The organism is Acinetobacter sp. SH20PTE14 (assembly GCF_021391555.1).
Taxonomy (GTDB): Bacteria; Pseudomonadota; Gammaproteobacteria; order Pseudomonadales; family Moraxellaceae; genus Acinetobacter; species Acinetobacter amyesii.
Genome location: NZ_CP090067.1, coordinates 1,141,314 through 1,157,350, shown reverse-complemented (window position 1 = coordinate 1,157,350; position 16,037 = coordinate 1,141,314). Strand labels below are relative to the sequence as shown.

The window sequence follows — 16,037 nt, the reverse complement described above, 5'->3', positions numbered from 1 at the left end:
TAATGGCTTAGCTAGTTATAAATGGAAAAATACTGCGTAATAACTGAATTAATGATCGATATCTAGGTTTTTTGAGCCCGTAAAGTATCCATTTTTTGACGTTAATTTAACCATTTTGTTTTAATTTTAATCAATTTACCTTAACATTAATTGTGCTCCATTTTGGTGATTTTGCTTCAAAACGGTTCATATTTTTCCATCTAGAGCCTGAATTGCTATTTTTAACGACATCAAGCAGATCTTTTTAAAATATCAATTGAACATATTTTACCCACTTAAATTCAGCCTAATGTCTTGTTCAAATTAAATCCCAAATTTATAAGTCGAAAATTTATTGAAATGATTTCAGTTGCGATGAACTTTGGCGAAATTGTTCAGCAGAAATTGAATAATATTTGCTATGATTGGCTGCATTCTAAATATTTCACTATTTTTCTATTTAAAATATCCACACGATATTTGGGTCAATATACAACTATTTAGAATCATTTCGGACTATTCAAAGCACATTTAAGTGCATAAATTTCAAAGGTTAATACGCTCATGCTTTTGATGATCGACAATTATGACTCTTTTACCTACAACATCGTCCAATATTTTGGCGAGTTAAATCAGGAAGTAAAAGTTGTACGTAACGATGCCGTGACATTGGAAGATATCGAGCGATGGCAACCGAAGTATTTAGTCATTGGTCCTGGCCCTTGTTCGCCAAGTGAAGCAGGCATTTCAATTCCTGCGATTCAACACTTTGCGGGAAAAATTCCTTTACTGGGTGTGTGTTTAGGCCACCAAGCCATAGGACAAGCTTTTGGCGGCGATATTATTCGCGCTAAAAAAGTGATGCACGGTCGTTTATCTGACATGTATCACAGCGATCAAGGCATTTTCAGCAACCTCCCTTCTCCATTTGCCGCTACTCGCTATCACTCTTTGGTGATTAATCAAGCGACTTTGCCAGAATGTTTAGAAGTGACCTGCTGGACCAATGAAGAAGATGGCACGATGGAAGAAATCATGGGAGTCAAACATAAGACATTGCCTGTCGAAGGCGTGCAGTTTCACCCTGAATCGATTCTTAGTGAACATGGCCATCAAATCTTTAAAAACTTCTTAGAAATTTACGCTTAATCGAGTGCAAAAAATATTATGAATATTCAACAAGCTTTAAATAACATCACGAAAAATATTGAACTCACTCAACCTCAAATGGAAGAAGTGATGCGTACCATCATGCAAGGTGAAGCGACCGATGCGCAAATTGGCGCACTTATGATGGGCTTACGCCAAAAAGGTGAAAGTATTGATGAAATCACTGCCGCAGCACGTGTAATGCGTGAATTTGCGATCAAAATCGATGTCAGTGATCTGCCACATTTGGTGGATATCGTTGGTACAGGTGGTGATGGTCAAAACTTATTTAACGTCTCTACTGCGTCTAGTTTTGTCATTGCAGCAGCAGGCGCAACCATTGCCAAACATGGCGGTCGTGGTGTTTCATCAAAATCAGGATCTTCTGATCTTTTAGAACAGGCAGGAATTAACCTTGACCTGAACATGCAGCAAACTGAACGCTGTATTCGTGAAATGGGCGTGGGTTTCCTCTTTGCACCTAATCATCATAAAGCCATGAAATATGCTGCTGGTCCACGTAAAGAATTGGGCTTCCGTAGTATTTTCAACCTACTTGGCCCGCTTACAAATCCAGCCGGCGTAAAACGTTTTGTGATTGGTGTTTTCTCTACAGAATTATGTCGTCCTATGGCTGAAGTTTTAAAACAGCTTGGTGCAGAACATGTCTTGGTGGTGCATTCAAAAGACGGTTTAGATGAAATTAGCCTTGCATCAAGTACTTATGTTGCTGAACTCAAAGATGGCGAAGTCACTGAATGGGAAATTCAACCTGAAGCTGTAGATATCGAGTCGCAAACCTTAACAGGTCTATCTGTAGATAGTGCTGCGGAAAGTCTGAAATTAATTAAAGATGCTTTAGGTAAAAATAAATCTGCTCTCGGTGATAAAGCCGCGAATATGATTGCCCTAAATGCAGGTGCCGGTATCTATGTTTCAGGCTTAACCAATAGCTATAAACAAGGTGTTGCATTAGCACATGACATTATCTATGGCGGTCAAGCTCTAGAGAAAATGGGCATTTTGTCAGAATTTACGAAAACTTTAAAAGAATACGAAGCTTAAGATTAGGACTCAAATCATGGTAGATATCGCCAATACAATTTTAGGTAAAATTGTTGACCGTAAAAAAGAAGAATTTGCAGCCCGTCTTAAACAACGTAGCTATAAAGATGTCGAAGAGCTAGCTCAAGCAGCTACACCTGTTCGAGGTTTTGCACAAAACCTCGGCTCTAAACGTCCGGGGGTGATTGCTGAAATTAAAAAGGCATCACCATCGAAAGGCATCATTCGTGAAAACTTTAACCCTGCTGAAATTGCGCAGCAGTATCAAGATGCTGGTGCGGCATGTTTGTCTGTTCTCACCGATGTGGATTTTTTCCAAGGTGCCGATGAAAACATTCAGATTGCACGTAAGAACTGTGACTTACCTGCGCTGCGTAAAGATTTTTTAATTGATCCTTATGGCGTAATTGAAGCACGCGCTTTACATGCGGACTGTATTTTATTAATCGTGGCTTGTTTGTCTGATCAACAACTCGAAGAAATGTCGAAAACTGCTTTTGAGCACAATCTCGACGTATTGGTTGAAGTACATGACGAAGAAGAACTTGAGCGTGCAATGCGTCTTTCTGACAATTGTCTACTAGGCGTTAATAATCGTAATTTAAAAACCTTTGATGTTGACCTCAATACATCATTACGTTTGAAGAAGTTACTTGAGCCTTCTCGCCTACTTGTGACAGAAAGCGGTATTGCAACACCTGCTGATGTCGCGATGATGCAAGAACATGACATTCATGCATTCTTGGTCGGTGAAAGTTTTATGAAGCAGCCACGCCCTGATCAGGCGTTTAAGGAGCTGTTTGGTGTGCCAGATAAAATATAAATGAAATATGTAGGGTGAGTTCGCTCACCCTTTTTCTCTTTTGCATCCATATTAAAAAAATTACACATCCTTTTTATAATTTTTATTCATTTGAGAATTAAAAATAATGAAGTCGATTATTTCTTCTACTCTTCTATTCATTTCATTAATCTTGGTTTCACTACACCAGATAAGTTGGACAAAAAATATAACTCTTTATACTGGCTCACCGTATCATATTGACCAAAATCATATCCTCTACTTTAATATTTCCAATATGCCCGAAGGCATCATTGCTGCGCAGATTGACCTAAATCAAATTTTTCCAAATATAAATACTCACGTGCTAAAGGGTAAAATTTATGATTTCAATAAGAATCAAATTGAAATCATTAGTTATCAAGGCTTACCAATAGTCATTAATTTCTCAATCAATACTAAAAACAAGAATATTGAAAATTCAAACTATTTTTCTATTTCTAAAGGACATAAAAATTCTTTATCAAAACCAATCAATATTACATCTCACCCTATTTCCATGGAAAAATTAAATCATTTTGAACAGATTTTTTATAAAGATACCCCTCATTTATTGAAAAAGAATTTAGCTGATGAGCCATATTTAATAAATATATTCATGTTCCATGCAGCAATAAATGATTTTGATGATATGAATGATTTTTTCCAAAATGCGATAAAGAACCTGACACAGAAAAATGATATTGATAATTATGAAAAAGCCAAAAATTTGTATCTTGAATATTTAAATTTTGGTGAAAACAATGAATTTTATGATACCACCTTAATTATGGCGGCTATCGAGCACACAGATATTTCTTTCATCAAAAAAATGAAGCTGAGAAAAATAAATGAACTTGTAGTAGATGAAGTTGAACCACAAACATATTATTTCACTAGATGCTCCCCATTAGGTAAAGCTATCCGCCTAAATCAATATCAGATAATTTCTTATTTACTTGAAAAAGGCGCTTCAACCGAAATCGTGTGTATTTCTAAATTTAATGAAGAACAATCAGCATTAGCTCTTGCAGAACAATATAAAAATAAAAAAGTTATTAAATTAATTAATTCAACTTTGAAGCCCAAATAGGACTTGTAATGAATTAAGAGATCTTCTTTATATAAAGTCTTTCCAGTTCAAATCAGTGCCATTTAAGGCTATAATTGCACTAAATTTTTGTATATTTCCCGTTTTTTCATTATGAGCAAACACGATTCTTCGCTTTCAAAAGATCAGTACAACCTACTGAAATCTTTTAAAAAGCAAATTACGAATCCACATTCCTCAACGATTGCTAAACAGCCTGAGCCAACGCCAAAGACTGTTGAACAAGAGCAGGAAGAAGACTTCGCGCTTTTCCAAAAGCAAATGCAAGGTGTTCAAAAAATGAATGCAGGAAATATTGCAAAAATGGAAAAAGTGGGTCGTAAAAAACCTGATGCGCAAACGTTGGCTAAACGTGCTGCTGCAATTGGTCCTATGGAAACAGATGATGCATTACTTTCTGATACGCAAGCGATGCTCAACCCTGTTGCCAGTCAAGCTGCTTTAAGCTATCGCATTGCAACCTTACAACATAAAGTTTTTGAAGATTTGAAAGCTGGTAATCTACGTTGGTTTGAAGCTGTCGACTTACACGGTTGCACTGTTGAAGAAGCCCGTTCTGCCGTGCTGCAAATTATTCAAATGGCGAAAGATGACAATCAAAACGTCATTAAAATTGTGCATGGCAAAGGTCCAGAAGCAATTTTAAAAACTTATGTAAATAGTTGGTTACGTCAACATCGTGATGTATTGGCATTTGTGAGCGCCCCAGAAAAACAAGGCGGCACAGGTGCTGTACTGGTTCTGCTTAAACGTGCAGAAAAAAACCCACAGTTTAAACAATAATCGGATTTAACTCCAAAAGAAGGCATTGTAATAGTTTTCTGCTACAATGCCGTCCTTGTTCAATCTCTCAGTGTAAGTGAACACGTCTTATGTCTATGCAGCAATCGTACGCAAATATCCTAACTGCCGTTGGTGAAGATCTGAATCGCCCGGGTCTTAAAGATACGCCTATGCGTGCTGCTAAAGCTTTTTCATATCTTACTTCTGGTTATAGCCAGACACTTGAAGAAGTGACCAACAATGCGGTTTTCCCATCAGATAACCGTGAAATGGTCTTAGTTAAGAATATTGAATTCTATTCATTGTGTGAGCACCATTTATTACCTTTTTATGGCCGTGTACATATTGCTTATCTCCCAGAAGGCAATGTTTTAGGTTTATCAAAATTCGCACGTATTACAGAAATGTTTGCCCGTCGCTTACAAATTCAGGAAAATCTCACTCAGCAGATCGCTGAAGCTGTGGCTGAAGTGACTGGTGCGCGTGGTGTTGCTGTGGTGATTGATTCAGCTCACATGTGCATGATGATGCGTGGTGTAGGTAAACAAGAGTCTACAACACGTACCGTTTCTTTTGTCGGTGACTTTAAAACCAATAAAGAAGAACGTCGTGAATTCTTAAGTGCTGTGCCTGAAAGCTATTAATAGAACATTCAGCGTTAGCTCTTAAAAAAAGCCTCAAACTCTTGAGGCTTTTTCTATTTATGTTTTAATGTCGCAAATCGTTTGCTTTGATAGCAAAGCACTATTTTCAGGATGAATCATGTCAGATGTATATATTGCCGGTCAGGGTTTAGCGCAAGCCAAACACAGCATAGACTTCCCTCGCCCAGACCGTTTGGTTCAGGGCAATCCTAAACGTGAAACTGCAAGCCTGTATGTACACCCCAATATGGACTGCGGGATTTGGCAATGTGAAGTTGGCGCATGGAATATTGTCTTTGCACCGAACAAACAAGAGTTTTTTACTATCCTTGAAGGTTTAGTACGTATTCATGATCAACAAGGCGGATATATCGAAGTTTCTGCTGGCCATGCGGGCATTATTCCCCCATCGTTTCAGGGCAAGTTTGAAGTTGTCGAAGCCGTCAAAAAATACTATGTGGTTGTAGAAGTTTAATCGCCCAAAATATTTATTTTGAAAAAATATCTTTTAAAAATATTGTTTGTAACCGTGCTGTAAGACTTGTAACTCAAAACTACAGCATAAAATTGATATCAATTACTTAATGTATTTCTGTTCATAAATTAAACATTTCATAACATGATTTCACCCCCCATATTCAAGATTAGTCCGTACATTGAAAACAAGATGAATCCTTTAGATTCATTGCTATTTTCTTTTTTTTACTAACTAAGGGTGATCACTATGGTAGCCGCAAAAAAGACAACTGAAAAAGATGAGAAAAAGACAGCGAAAACTACGGCAAAAACTGCAAAAAAGAATGAGGATAAAGTAAAAAAATCAGCTAAAGCATCGAGTAAAGATTCAAACAAAGCAACAAAGAAAACTGCTGAAAAAAAATCTAAGGACAGCACTTCTAAAAAAGAAGCTGCAACTAAAGATGAAAAAGTAAAAGCTAAAAAATCTGCGTCAACTAAAAGTTCGCCGAAATCTAAAGCTGACAAAAAAGAGGCCCCTAAAAAAGCCAGCACATCAAAAACAAGCACTAAGGTTAAAGAGGAAAAGCCAAAAGCTGAGAAGAAAACAACCAAAAAATCTTCAAAAGAAAAGAAAACGGATGCTAAGGCAAGCAAGTCTAAGGGAGAAAAACCCAAGACGACCAAAGCCAAATCCACCAGCAAAAAGACAAAATAAAAGTAGCCCCAACTGGGGCTACTTTTTTAGCTTAAGCTTGAAATAGAGTAAGGTTGTAATGGAGTGAATATGAATAATAAATCCATCCCCACACCTAAGCGTGTATTACGCGTTCATTCCAATAGTTTTGATTACAGTCTAGATTTTAAAAAAATAAATTTTCGCGAACACCCTGAACTTTATAGAATTGGACGTGGTGAACAAGGTGTATTACTCGTAGAGCCTTATAAATCTGAAATTTTGCCTTATTGGCGATTTGCTAATGAAGAAAAAGCCATCGAAAGCAGCACCAAAATTTGGCAACTTTTTGAAGAGTATTTGGACGCTGAAGATTTTGTCGGTGCAGATATGGCACGTAAATTTTTGCAGATGGGTTTTACACGTGCACGTCGCTATGCCAACCATAAAGGTGGTAAAAAATATGAGGGTCCAGTCCCTAATGATAAAAAAGGATTAAGTGGTGCACATGGACGCGAAGAGCTTCCAAGACAAAAAGAGGATCCCGTCAAAGCAGCTGCTGCACGAGTATTTAAACAAAAATGGGATGAAGCTAAAGTTCATCCCAAGTATGTAGAGCAAAAAGCAAAATTTTTAGATTTTCTACAAAGCAAAATTAAGTGAATATCCATTTAGGATGAAGATGATCTTGTTTGCTAATCAGTTTTAGCAACGTAAATACGGTTACGACCTGTATTCTTGGCAGCATAGAGTGCTATATCGGCAGCATCTAGTAAACGTTGATAGTCAGGATGACCATTATACTGCACACAACCAACGCTAACGGTTAAACTAAATTGCTGACCTTGTACTGTTCGGATCACTCCGTTTTCAATATATTGGCGAATATTTTCTGCAACTTTCATCGCACGGTTTACATTGGTGTCCACCAAGAGTAACAAGAACTCTTCGCCACCAATACGGAATGCATAATCGCTACCTTGGCTGTAACGCTGCAAAGCTTCGGCAATAAATTTCAGTGCAAGATCACCTGCCGCATGACCAAACTTATCATTGATCATTTTAAAGTAATCTGCGTCAAAGGCTAGCAAAGACAAAGGCGTTTGATTTTGACGTGCAAAAGTAATTTCACGTGAAATAATAGTACTAAGATAACGACGGTTTAGGAGTTGCGTCAAAGAATCATTGCCTGACTCAATATATTCAGCCACCTGAAATAATTGATCGACTAAATGCTGAATTTCACGATTTAAGTCTCGAATCTGTTGAATCAAATGTTGCAGTTCATCTTTATCCGTTATTTGTGTGGTTTGCTGCGTTAGCTCATCCACTTGATAAATTCGATCAATAATTAATTGAACTTGATCTGAACCCGAAAAAGCATATGCCGCTTTATGAATAAACCACAATCCAAATTCTGATTTTGAAAGTAAGGAATGATAAAAACTGACATTTCCCGAAAAGATTTTAAACATCAATTCATTTTCCCAATTGAGCAATGAACCACGTTGTTTATCTTTATGCACTGCAACATCTTGCATCGCTGAAAATAAGCGATAATTATGCTTGGTTTCTTGCTTTTTTTCCGTATTGATCTCATAAGATCGGCACATAATTTCAGTGCTAAATCCCATAATTTGCACAATATAACTACACATATGGAGAATATTTTGAGTTTGGTTTAGCTCTAAAATTTCAAATATTTTACGTTCTATTTCACGTACACCACGCATAATCAACCATGACGGAATGCCGACACGCGCATGCACCATTCCAACTTTTTGCTGCCTTTTAACCGAAATTTCAAAATCATTATTTAGTGCAACATTAAATGTTTCTAATAACCATTTTCTTAAGGTGTCGATGAGCCTTTTTTGAATAATATCGTCTTTAAAAAATTCAGCTGACGCTGGTTCTCTCGACATTTTTTCATAAAAAACAGTAACTAAATGCTCAACATGCTTCTGGATAAATTGCAAAGCTGCAAGATGTTCATTTTCAGTATATTGATCACAAATATCTTTCCAAGTCTGACTTAGACCTGTAATACATTCTTGATTCATTCGGTGACACAAACCACAGCGATTACAAAGTTAGCAATCATACCTTGCTTTACTTACATAAAAAAACAAATTTATTTGATATTTCACATTTTATCTATCTTAAAAATTAATAGAAAAATACATAACTCAATTTCAATTTATTCCAATCTTGATCATCTTGTTGCTGGTATTCGTATCCTAGTCTTAAAGCATTTTGTTGGTTGATGATATATTGTAATTCAGCATCGAGTTTCAGATTCCATTGATGTGTATCTTCCCAATACGGAAGCTCTGCCTGAACCAAACTGTTGAGTTTTTCTGACCAAATATTTTGGCAACCCAGTGTCGGCCCAAGGCCCACTCGCCATCCATCATCTAGAGACTTACCGCCCTGCACCTGCATTTGAGACTGCACATAACACAAATGTGTACGTTCCTGATTGGCCCAGCTATATCCAGATTGTGCTTTGAATTCAGCAACGCCATGTTGTTTCGTTTCGCTAAATTGACCTGCATCTACAGACACTTGCTGCCAGCCAAAATTGAAACCCCAGCTTAGCGGTGTTTTAAATGGCGTAATGGGGTTGTAAGAATTGACCGATAAAAAATCAAAATGATTGAGTTTGAGTTGGTCGTCTCGATATTGGATCGAGCCATCCCAAAACATCAACTGCGTACCAATCCGAAAGCCACCTTGCGGATCGATCAAATCATGATAAGCCTGACGATGACCAAGTTCGATATACTTTTCACCTTGAACTTCACCTAATGTAGCTGAAAAATTTCGCGCATGATGTCCATTGACTGGGTCTAGACTTGGCTGCTTAGGTTCAGTCCGTTGTTTTGGTTGCGAAGATTGACTACGTAAGGCCAAGATTTGACGTAATTTAGGCTGCGTTTCTTCCGCACTCACCTTTCTCCCAATCAGTAATAAATACAGATGGTCGTACGCCATTTCTAATATTTTCGCTTGCTCTACTTCATTAAACTGAGCGAGTGCAGTCGACATGTTCTCAGGTTCAATTTCAGCGAGCTTATGCGCTTCGCGTGCTAAACGATATCCATGTTGCTGCGCTTGTGACAAAAGCTGCGTTTCTAATGCAGGACGATAAACCGCTGCTTGAATCAGTTGTTCATCATTGATCGCTTTGATCGTCTCAACGGGAATGGAAGCAACTTTAAATTTTTCGGTTAAATTCAGTGTCGGGCGAACCAAATCCATTAAGCCCAATAATCGATAGGCACAGTTATCGCTGGCGAAATAATATGGAAAACTTACATTTTGCATTTCCCAAATATGTTTAACCAAATAACTGGTTTCTTGCTCGGTTAGTGCTAGCTCATATTCCCACAAATCACGACTTTCAAAATCACCATATTCTTTCACTTTACGGTAGTACGGCATCAATGAATATTCACCAGGATACTGCCCTGTTAAGCCTTTCCATGCATAAGACCAGTTATCTTCACCTGCAACTGTCGCTGCATAGTTAATGGCATAGGACACCAAATTTAGTTCTTTTTGATCTTTCGGATCGAGACGCAATAAGGTATGTCCAAACATAGAACTTGGATTACCCATAAAGTCTGTGGCGTAGATTAATGTTGCTTTATACGGCTTAATTTTTCCAAACCATTCATCAAACTCAGGGCAGCTCACCACAGGTAACTGCTCTGAACGGATGGATAACTCTTGCATCAGCCACTGACTACGCGCAGGGAAACGACAACGAAAGGCTTGATTAGGTTCAGCGGTTTGAAATAGTGCAGCGACATCTGCCTCTAATTCGGCTTGGGCATTGTGACGGCCATTTTCAGCTAGAAAGTAACCTGAAAAAGCAACTTCACTTTGTCCTTTATGATCTGTATATAAAAGTCGTTGCCAACTGATGTGTTCAGACAGTTTTTTTGATTGTGCAAGTTCAATATATCGCTGTAGCTCTACGGTTTTAGAGAGGTTTGGATCTACAACTTGCTGAGCATATAAGATGCTCGGAATCATAAAAGTACAAAATAAAGCAATTGATTTCATTCAGTTATATTCAAATCCATTTTTATATATTAGATAATAAAAAACCCTGCCGAGAGACAGGGTTTTAAAAGCATCGATTAAACGTATGCTTTAAGTACTTCATCTTTCGCCATTACGCTTTGTAATGAAGCAAGTACTTGTAGAGAAGACTGGTTTTCAGCTGAATAGATTTCAGCAAAATTTGCTTTAGACACAGCAAAGAAACGTGCTTTATCTGTTGATTGGATGTTTAAAAGCTCAGCCAAAACATTCAGGCTCTCACCTTGACCAACCGCCATATCACGAGCAAGTGATTCTGCATTTTCATTGGTAAATGTTACTGCTTGAGCAGTCACTGTACCTGTACCGCTACAACCTAAAGTACCAAAGGTGATACCAAGTAACTGGTTAGTAAAAATACCGTTGGTAGTCGCAGCTAAAATTTTAGGAATTTTACCTGATTGACCAGCCCAAACTTGAGAACCAACACCACAACCTACGTCACGGTCAGCAAAAGCAGCTGTAGAACCTAGTGCAACGACTGCAACTAAAGCTAATTTTTTTAACATAGCACTTCTCCAGGGAATTTTATTCCATTGTTTTTAATTATTAAAACATGTGTAGTTTTGATTACACACCTGTAGATTAACTTGATCTTTCAGATAAGGCAAAACATTTTCATCTAAAACTCTTGGCTAAAAATAATACGTTCTTTTTCACTATTTTTTGAGCAACCAAGTACCATTTTCATCACGTTTTCCAAGAATTTTGAGCACTAAAACCAAACTGAGTAATAGCAACAAATACCAAGAACCGAGTTTCCCCCAACCGACCATATGCCATGCATCGACCTGACTTGGATATAACCAAATTTGATAGAAAGTACTGATATTTTCTGCGATCCAAATCAAAAATGCCAAAATCAACAGTACTGGTAACATCGGCAACTGAATCACATGATTTTGTAATTGAAAACTGAGCTTGGTTTTCCAAAAGATCACCACACTCCAAGCAAACAAAAACATACGAATATCTGGCACAAAAAATTTGGTCATAAAATTAAGATATGACAAAACGGCTAAGCACAGCATATTGCAAAAACGCGGTAAGTTACTGAACGACACTTGATATAGACGTAGCGAACGTGCAAAGAAACTCCCCACCGCCGAATACATGAAACCTGCAAACAATGGCACAGTCAGCAATTTGAAAATCGCAGGCTGCGGATATTGCCATGAGGCAATGTGTGGATGGGTCAGAAATATTTCCATCCCCATTGCAAGGATATGAAACAGTGCTATGACTTTGGCTTCCGCCCAAGACTCGAGTTTAAGGTAGAGTAAACACACTTGAATGATCAGTGCATAAAACAATAAATAATCATAACGGAAAAAGCCAAAATATTCCTGACTTCCCATTGCTGCAGTTAATGCAAAAGCGATCAGCAGTAATATCCCAAATAAGGCAGCCGAAGCTGCCTTATAAGAGAACTCAAAACATGATTTTATAATCTTGACCACGGTTGAATCCTAAACCTATTTCCCTAAAGCCTTATAAATACTTGGCACTATATTCGTGTACCGTATCAATAAAGGCTTTTGGATTGGCTGGATCTACCCATTGAGTAATACCATGACCTAAGTTCGCCACATAACCGGTTTTTTCACCGTTTGCATATGCGTCATCTAACATGGCACGCGTCGCTTTCGCGATTGCTTCAGGCGAACCATATAATGTTGCTGGGTCTAAGTTACCTTGCAATGCTGCACGGCCTGCGACTGTTTGACGTGCTACATTTAATGGCGTAGTCCAATCTAAACCAAAAGCATCTGCACCCGTTGCAATCATTGGCTCTAACCATTGACCACCACCTTTGGTAAACAAAATCACAGGAACCTTGCGTCCATCTTTTTCACGCTGTAAACCTGCCACGATTTTTTGCATGTAGTTTAGTGAAAATTCGATGTATTCACGGTGTGCTAATGCCCCACCCCAACTATCAAAGATTTGTACAGCTTGGGCACCTGCATCAATCTGCGCATTGAGATATTCAGTCACTGCCACAGCTAAACGGTCTAATAAGGCATGCAACACTTCAGGTTGTGCATACATCATTTGTTTCGTAAAACGGAAATCTTTGCTTGAACCGCCTTCCACCATATAGGTTGCCAGTGTCCAAGGACTGCCTGAGAAACCAATCAATGGGACTTGTCCGCCCAATGCTGAACGAATCGTAGTCACTGCATTCATGACATAATCTAGGTCAGATTTGGCATTAAACTTAGGTAAATTCAGTACATCTTGTTCGGTACGTACAGTTTTATGAAACTTCGGACCTTCACCTGCCTCAAAATACAGTCCTAAACCCAACGCATCAGGTACAGTCAAAATGTCTGAAAATAAAATGGCAGCGTCTAAGTCATAACGACGCAAAGGTTGTAAAGTAACTTCACAAGCAAATTCTGTATTTTTACAAAGGGATAGGAAATCACCTGCTTTGGCACGTGTTTCACGATACTCTGGTAAATAACGGCCAGCCTGACGCATCATCCAAACCGGAGTTGCATCTACCGGTTCACGTAATAAGGCACGCAAGAAACGATCATTTTTTAAGGTCGTCATTCACTTTCCCAACTTAATTCGATATTCGCATCATCATATCAAAAAGGTTGTAAATATAATAACTTCTCAAGCATTTAAAAACCGATCATGTTGAGTGCCAAAAATGATATTTACACAAAACAACTACTGCATCTCCACTTTTTTTCTGTAATACTTAGCCAGTTTTTAATACACAGTAAATGAATAATTCTTAAGGTTGAATTACATGTTCGTTCGCACCATGCTCGCACTGAGCCTAAGTTGCATATTTGCTGGTACAGCTATTGCCGCATCTACTGCTGAACAACCATTAACGCCAAAAAAAGTGACTAATGTTGCAGTTCAGGATCCCATTGATCCTTTAGCGACTGAAGCTTCAGCTGCAACTAGCCAGATTAGCGCTCAAGAACAAGAAGATCTGAACCAAGCATCGCAAACTTTAGACAGCTTGCAACAATCAGAAGATGTTAAAGCCGACATCGGTGCTGCACCTGCTACAGCGACTGCTACAACTCCAACATCAACTTCGCCTGCTGCCAAAGTTGCTTGGGGTTTAAATGACCTAAATAATGCTCAGTGGTATGACAACATTGGTAAAGGTCAATTCCCTGTTTATGCACGTGCGCATGTCATGCTCAATAATGCACATGCTTCACCGGGTGCAATTGATGGGACCAGTGGTAAAAATACCCTAAAGGCGATCGCTTCATTCCAACAAATGAATGGGTTGAAACCTACAGGAACGTTAACCAAAGAAACTTGGGATGCGCTGATTGCGAAACAAGGTTCTAAACCTGCATTCATTGAATATACGTTGACTGATGCAGACTTGAAAGGTCCTTATGCAGCATCAATTCCACACGACTATGCATTACAAGCAAAAATGAAAGGCTTGTACTACACACGTGTGACTGAAATGTTGGGTGAAAAATTCCACATGGACGAAGACTTTTTGAAAAAGTTGAATCCAAAAGCGACATTTAAAAAAGCTGGTGAAAAAATCTTAGTTGCGAATATTCGTAACGAAGTTCCTGAAGATATTCACTTAATCGTTGCACATAAAGGCGCGAAACAACTTTACTTGTTTAATAACCGCAACCAAATGATCGGTTCATTCCCGGCAACGATTGGTAGTTCAGATACACCATCACCTACAGGTACATATAAAGTAACAGGTGTTGCACCAAACCCTTGGTACAGCTACTCACCGTCTAACTTTGTTCAAGGCAACAACAGAAAACCATTGTCTTTACCACCTGGTCCAAATGGTCCTGTTGGTAATATCTGGATTGGCTTGAGCAAAAAATCATTCGGTATTCACGGTACACCGAACCCATCTGCTATCTCTAAAACTGCGTCACACGGTTGTATTCGTTTGACCAACTGGGATGCAAATGACTTAGGTAAGAAAGTGAAATCTGGTGTGACTGTTAAATTCTTAGAATAATTTTAGTCATATTCAAAAAAGCCTGCTTCGTGCAGGCTTTTTTATAGTTGCGCCTTTATGCATAACAAAAGACTCAATCTTGGCTGAGCGTTGCAAAAATAGGATGAATTGTCGCTAAAAAACTATATATCCCTATTTAGTTCAATCCTAAAATAGGCATATGTTCAATAATTAAGATAAGGATGAATGCCATGAATGCTTTTTTACATCCAAGTGAAAACCGTGGTCACGTAAAAATGGGCTGGCTTGAGTCTAAACACAGTTTTTCTTTTGGTAACTGGTATGACCCTAAATATATGGGCATCAGTGCTCTTCGTGTAATCAATGATGATTTAATTGCTGCGCATGAAGGTTTTGGTCAACATCCGCACGACAATATGGAAATCTTAACCTGCGTGCTAAAAGGTACAATTACCCATAAAGACAGTATGGGTAATCATGGTGGGATTTCTGCTGGTGAATGGCAGCTGATGAGCGCGGGAACTGGTGTTCGTCACAGTGAAATGAACCAAGGTGATGAAGATGTTCATTTATTGCAAATTTGGATCATTCCAAACGAACGTGATGCAGAGCCGACATATCAGCAAATTAAATGCGATCCACGTGATCAACCAGATCAATGGCATTTAATTGTTGGACCGAATGACAATGCACCGATGCATATTCGCCAACAAGCTGAAGTGAAAACAGCAGTCATTTCTAAAGGTCAATCTTTAGACATTGAAACAACACAACACATTAACTATGTGCATGTCATTTCAGGCTCAGTGAAAATTGCTGAACATAAAGTTGAAGCTGGTGGTGCAATTGCGTTCTTAGAAGATAGCCAAATTGAAGCGCTTGAAGATGCTCAAGTGATTTGGTTTGATTTACCCGAAGTAAAATAACGAAAAAGCCCTCAAATGTGGGGGCTTTTTTTATGCAGCTTGGCTAAGGCGTTCACTGCGTTTATATAACCACATCAACACTAAAGACGGAATAATAAATCCAGCAGCCACCATGATGCCATGTAGGATTGAGGCATAAGGTTCAGCAAGCATGGCCACATGTTTCATTGGAGATGTCAATGGATGGAATCACTTTAAACATCTCGAAATCAAGCATTTTGAGATGTTTTTAAATGACGCTCAGTAGCTCAACATTTAGATAAAATTCATCAATCAAAGGTGTTTTTATTCTATTGCTGATGCAATCTATCTAATCAGCCTTCAGCTTCCACGCGATAAAAATGATTTTGCATAAACACGTTAAAC

The 16,037-nt window shown here is 38.4% G+C and carries 17 protein-coding genes; 11 read left to right on the top strand and 6 right to left on the bottom strand.

The window, feature by feature from the left end; translation table 11 throughout:
- Nucleotides 1–543 precede the first annotated feature (543 nt).
- The 9 genes from LXF01_RS05690 to LXF01_RS05650 all read left to right on the top strand — a co-directional run bounded on the left by LXF01_RS05690 (nucleotide 544) and on the right by LXF01_RS05650 (nucleotide 7,346).
- Nucleotides 544–1,128, top strand: a complete 585-nt coding sequence (locus tag LXF01_RS05690) for an anthranilate synthase component II (RefSeq protein ID WP_078191967.1) — start codon at nucleotides 544–546, stop codon at nucleotides 1,126–1,128.
- A gap of 18 nt (nucleotides 1,129–1,146) precedes the next feature.
- Nucleotides 1,147–2,193, top strand: coding sequence for an anthranilate phosphoribosyltransferase (gene trpD, locus LXF01_RS05685; RefSeq protein ID WP_078191968.1), 1,047 nt, complete (start codon nucleotides 1,147–1,149; stop codon nucleotides 2,191–2,193).
- Nucleotides 2,194–2,209: 16 nt separating this feature from the next.
- Nucleotides 2,210–3,016, top strand: coding sequence for an indole-3-glycerol phosphate synthase TrpC (gene trpC / locus LXF01_RS05680; RefSeq protein ID WP_180026398.1), 807 nt, complete (start codon nucleotides 2,210–2,212; stop codon nucleotides 3,014–3,016).
- Between the two features lie 106 nt (nucleotides 3,017–3,122).
- Nucleotides 3,123–4,106, top strand: coding sequence for a hypothetical protein (locus tag LXF01_RS05675; RefSeq protein ID WP_233945164.1), 984 nt, complete (start codon nucleotides 3,123–3,125; stop codon nucleotides 4,104–4,106).
- Between the two features lie 111 nt (nucleotides 4,107–4,217).
- Nucleotides 4,218–4,907 carry a Smr/MutS family protein gene (locus tag LXF01_RS05670; RefSeq protein ID WP_078191970.1) on the top strand — a complete coding sequence of 230 codons (690 nt, stop codon included), beginning with the start codon at nucleotides 4,218–4,220 and terminating at the stop codon, nucleotides 4,905–4,907.
- Between the two features lie 95 nt (nucleotides 4,908–5,002).
- Nucleotides 5,003–5,551, top strand: a complete 549-nt coding sequence (gene folE, locus LXF01_RS05665; protein ID WP_171262632.1) for a GTP cyclohydrolase I FolE — start codon at nucleotides 5,003–5,005, stop codon at nucleotides 5,549–5,551.
- Between the two features lie 118 nt (nucleotides 5,552–5,669).
- Nucleotides 5,670–6,026, top strand: coding sequence for a cupin domain-containing protein (locus tag LXF01_RS05660; protein ID WP_180115029.1), 357 nt, complete (start codon nucleotides 5,670–5,672; stop codon nucleotides 6,024–6,026).
- Between the two features lie 249 nt (nucleotides 6,027–6,275).
- Nucleotides 6,276–6,725, top strand: a complete 450-nt coding sequence (locus LXF01_RS05655; protein ID WP_180108299.1) for a hypothetical protein — start codon at nucleotides 6,276–6,278, stop codon at nucleotides 6,723–6,725.
- 69 nt (nucleotides 6,726–6,794) lie between these two features.
- Nucleotides 6,795–7,346, top strand: coding sequence for a DUF4385 domain-containing protein (locus LXF01_RS05650; protein ID WP_233945163.1), 552 nt, complete (start codon nucleotides 6,795–6,797; stop codon nucleotides 7,344–7,346).
- A 32-nt stretch (nucleotides 7,347–7,378) separates the two neighbouring features.
- Here LXF01_RS05650 and LXF01_RS05645 read toward each other — a convergent pair whose 3' ends face one another.
- The 5 genes from LXF01_RS05645 to hemE form a co-directional block, all read right to left on the bottom strand.
- On the bottom strand, nucleotides 7,379–8,746 hold the full coding sequence (locus LXF01_RS05645; protein WP_233945162.1) for a diguanylate cyclase: 1,368 nt from the start codon (nucleotides 8,744–8,746) through the stop codon (nucleotides 7,379–7,381).
- Nucleotides 8,747–8,852: 106 nt separating this feature from the next.
- On the bottom strand, nucleotides 8,853–10,757 hold the full coding sequence (locus tag LXF01_RS05640) for an Lnb N-terminal periplasmic domain-containing protein (RefSeq protein WP_233945161.1): 1,905 nt from the start codon (nucleotides 10,755–10,757) through the stop codon (nucleotides 8,853–8,855).
- A gap of 77 nt (nucleotides 10,758–10,834) precedes the next feature.
- Nucleotides 10,835–11,305, bottom strand: coding sequence for a DUF3015 family protein (locus LXF01_RS05635; protein WP_078190276.1), 471 nt, complete (start codon nucleotides 11,303–11,305; stop codon nucleotides 10,835–10,837).
- A gap of 150 nt (nucleotides 11,306–11,455) precedes the next feature.
- Nucleotides 11,456–12,247 carry a DUF817 family protein gene (locus LXF01_RS05630; RefSeq protein WP_233945428.1) on the bottom strand — a complete coding sequence of 264 codons (792 nt, stop codon included), beginning with the start codon at nucleotides 12,245–12,247 and terminating at the stop codon, nucleotides 11,456–11,458.
- A gap of 40 nt (nucleotides 12,248–12,287) precedes the next feature.
- Nucleotides 12,288–13,358 (bottom strand): uroporphyrinogen decarboxylase, encoded by a 1,071-nt coding sequence (gene hemE, locus LXF01_RS05625; protein ID WP_078191978.1) that lies wholly within the window; start codon nucleotides 13,356–13,358, stop codon nucleotides 12,288–12,290.
- Nucleotides 13,359–13,563: 205 nt separating this feature from the next.
- On the opposite strand from hemE, the gene LXF01_RS05620 reads away from it, so the two are divergent.
- Together LXF01_RS05620 and LXF01_RS05615 are read left to right on the top strand one after the other, a co-directional pair.
- Nucleotides 13,564–14,784 carry a L,D-transpeptidase family protein gene (locus LXF01_RS05620; RefSeq protein WP_233945160.1) on the top strand — a complete coding sequence of 407 codons (1,221 nt, stop codon included), beginning with the start codon at nucleotides 13,564–13,566 and terminating at the stop codon, nucleotides 14,782–14,784.
- Between the two features lie 191 nt (nucleotides 14,785–14,975).
- Nucleotides 14,976–15,671, top strand: coding sequence for a pirin family protein (locus LXF01_RS05615; RefSeq protein WP_233945159.1), 696 nt, complete (start codon nucleotides 14,976–14,978; stop codon nucleotides 15,669–15,671).
- A 30-nt stretch (nucleotides 15,672–15,701) separates the two neighbouring features.
- Here the strand turns inward: LXF01_RS05615 and LXF01_RS05610 are convergent, their stop codons facing one another.
- Nucleotides 15,702–15,839, bottom strand: coding sequence for a hypothetical protein (locus LXF01_RS05610; protein ID WP_180040818.1), 138 nt, complete (start codon nucleotides 15,837–15,839; stop codon nucleotides 15,702–15,704).
- Nucleotides 15,840–16,037: the final 198 nt, after the last annotated feature.

Excerpts from the sequence above, each read along its gene's own strand:
- LXF01_RS05620 (WP_233945160.1), top strand. The coding sequence starts at position 13,564 with ATGTTCGTTCGCACCATGCTCGCACTGAGCCTAAGTTGCATATTTGCT.
- LXF01_RS05635 (WP_078190276.1), bottom strand. The coding sequence starts at position 11,305 with ATGTTAAAAAAATTAGCTTTAGTTGCAGTCGTTGCACTAGGTTCTACA.
- LXF01_RS05640 (WP_233945161.1), bottom strand. The coding sequence starts at position 10,757 with ATGAAATCAATTGCTTTATTTTGTACTTTTATGATTCCGAGCATCTTA.
- LXF01_RS05615 (WP_233945159.1), top strand. The coding sequence starts at position 14,976 with ATGAATGCTTTTTTACATCCAAGTGAAAACCGTGGTCACGTAAAAATG.
- LXF01_RS05650 (WP_233945163.1), top strand. The coding sequence starts at position 6,795 with ATGAATAATAAATCCATCCCCACACCTAAGCGTGTATTACGCGTTCAT.
- LXF01_RS05645 (WP_233945162.1), bottom strand. The coding sequence starts at position 8,746 with ATGAATCAAGAATGTATTACAGGTCTAAGTCAGACTTGGAAAGATATT.
- LXF01_RS05690 (WP_078191967.1), top strand. The coding sequence starts at position 544 with ATGCTTTTGATGATCGACAATTATGACTCTTTTACCTACAACATCGTC.
- LXF01_RS05670 (WP_078191970.1), top strand. The coding sequence starts at position 4,218 with ATGAGCAAACACGATTCTTCGCTTTCAAAAGATCAGTACAACCTACTG.
- folE (WP_171262632.1), top strand. The coding sequence starts at position 5,003 with ATGCAGCAATCGTACGCAAATATCCTAACTGCCGTTGGTGAAGATCTG.
- LXF01_RS05675 (WP_233945164.1), top strand. The coding sequence starts at position 3,123 with ATGAAGTCGATTATTTCTTCTACTCTTCTATTCATTTCATTAATCTTG.
- LXF01_RS05660 (WP_180115029.1), top strand. The coding sequence starts at position 5,670 with ATGTCAGATGTATATATTGCCGGTCAGGGTTTAGCGCAAGCCAAACAC.
- trpD (WP_078191968.1), top strand. The coding sequence starts at position 1,147 with ATGAATATTCAACAAGCTTTAAATAACATCACGAAAAATATTGAACTC.
- LXF01_RS05610 (WP_180040818.1), bottom strand. The coding sequence starts at position 15,839 with ATGAAACATGTGGCCATGCTTGCTGAACCTTATGCCTCAATCCTACAT.
- hemE (WP_078191978.1), bottom strand. The coding sequence starts at position 13,358 with ATGACGACCTTAAAAAATGATCGTTTCTTGCGTGCCTTATTACGTGAA.
- LXF01_RS05655 (WP_180108299.1), top strand. The coding sequence starts at position 6,276 with ATGGTAGCCGCAAAAAAGACAACTGAAAAAGATGAGAAAAAGACAGCG.
- trpC (WP_180026398.1), top strand. The coding sequence starts at position 2,210 with ATGGTAGATATCGCCAATACAATTTTAGGTAAAATTGTTGACCGTAAA.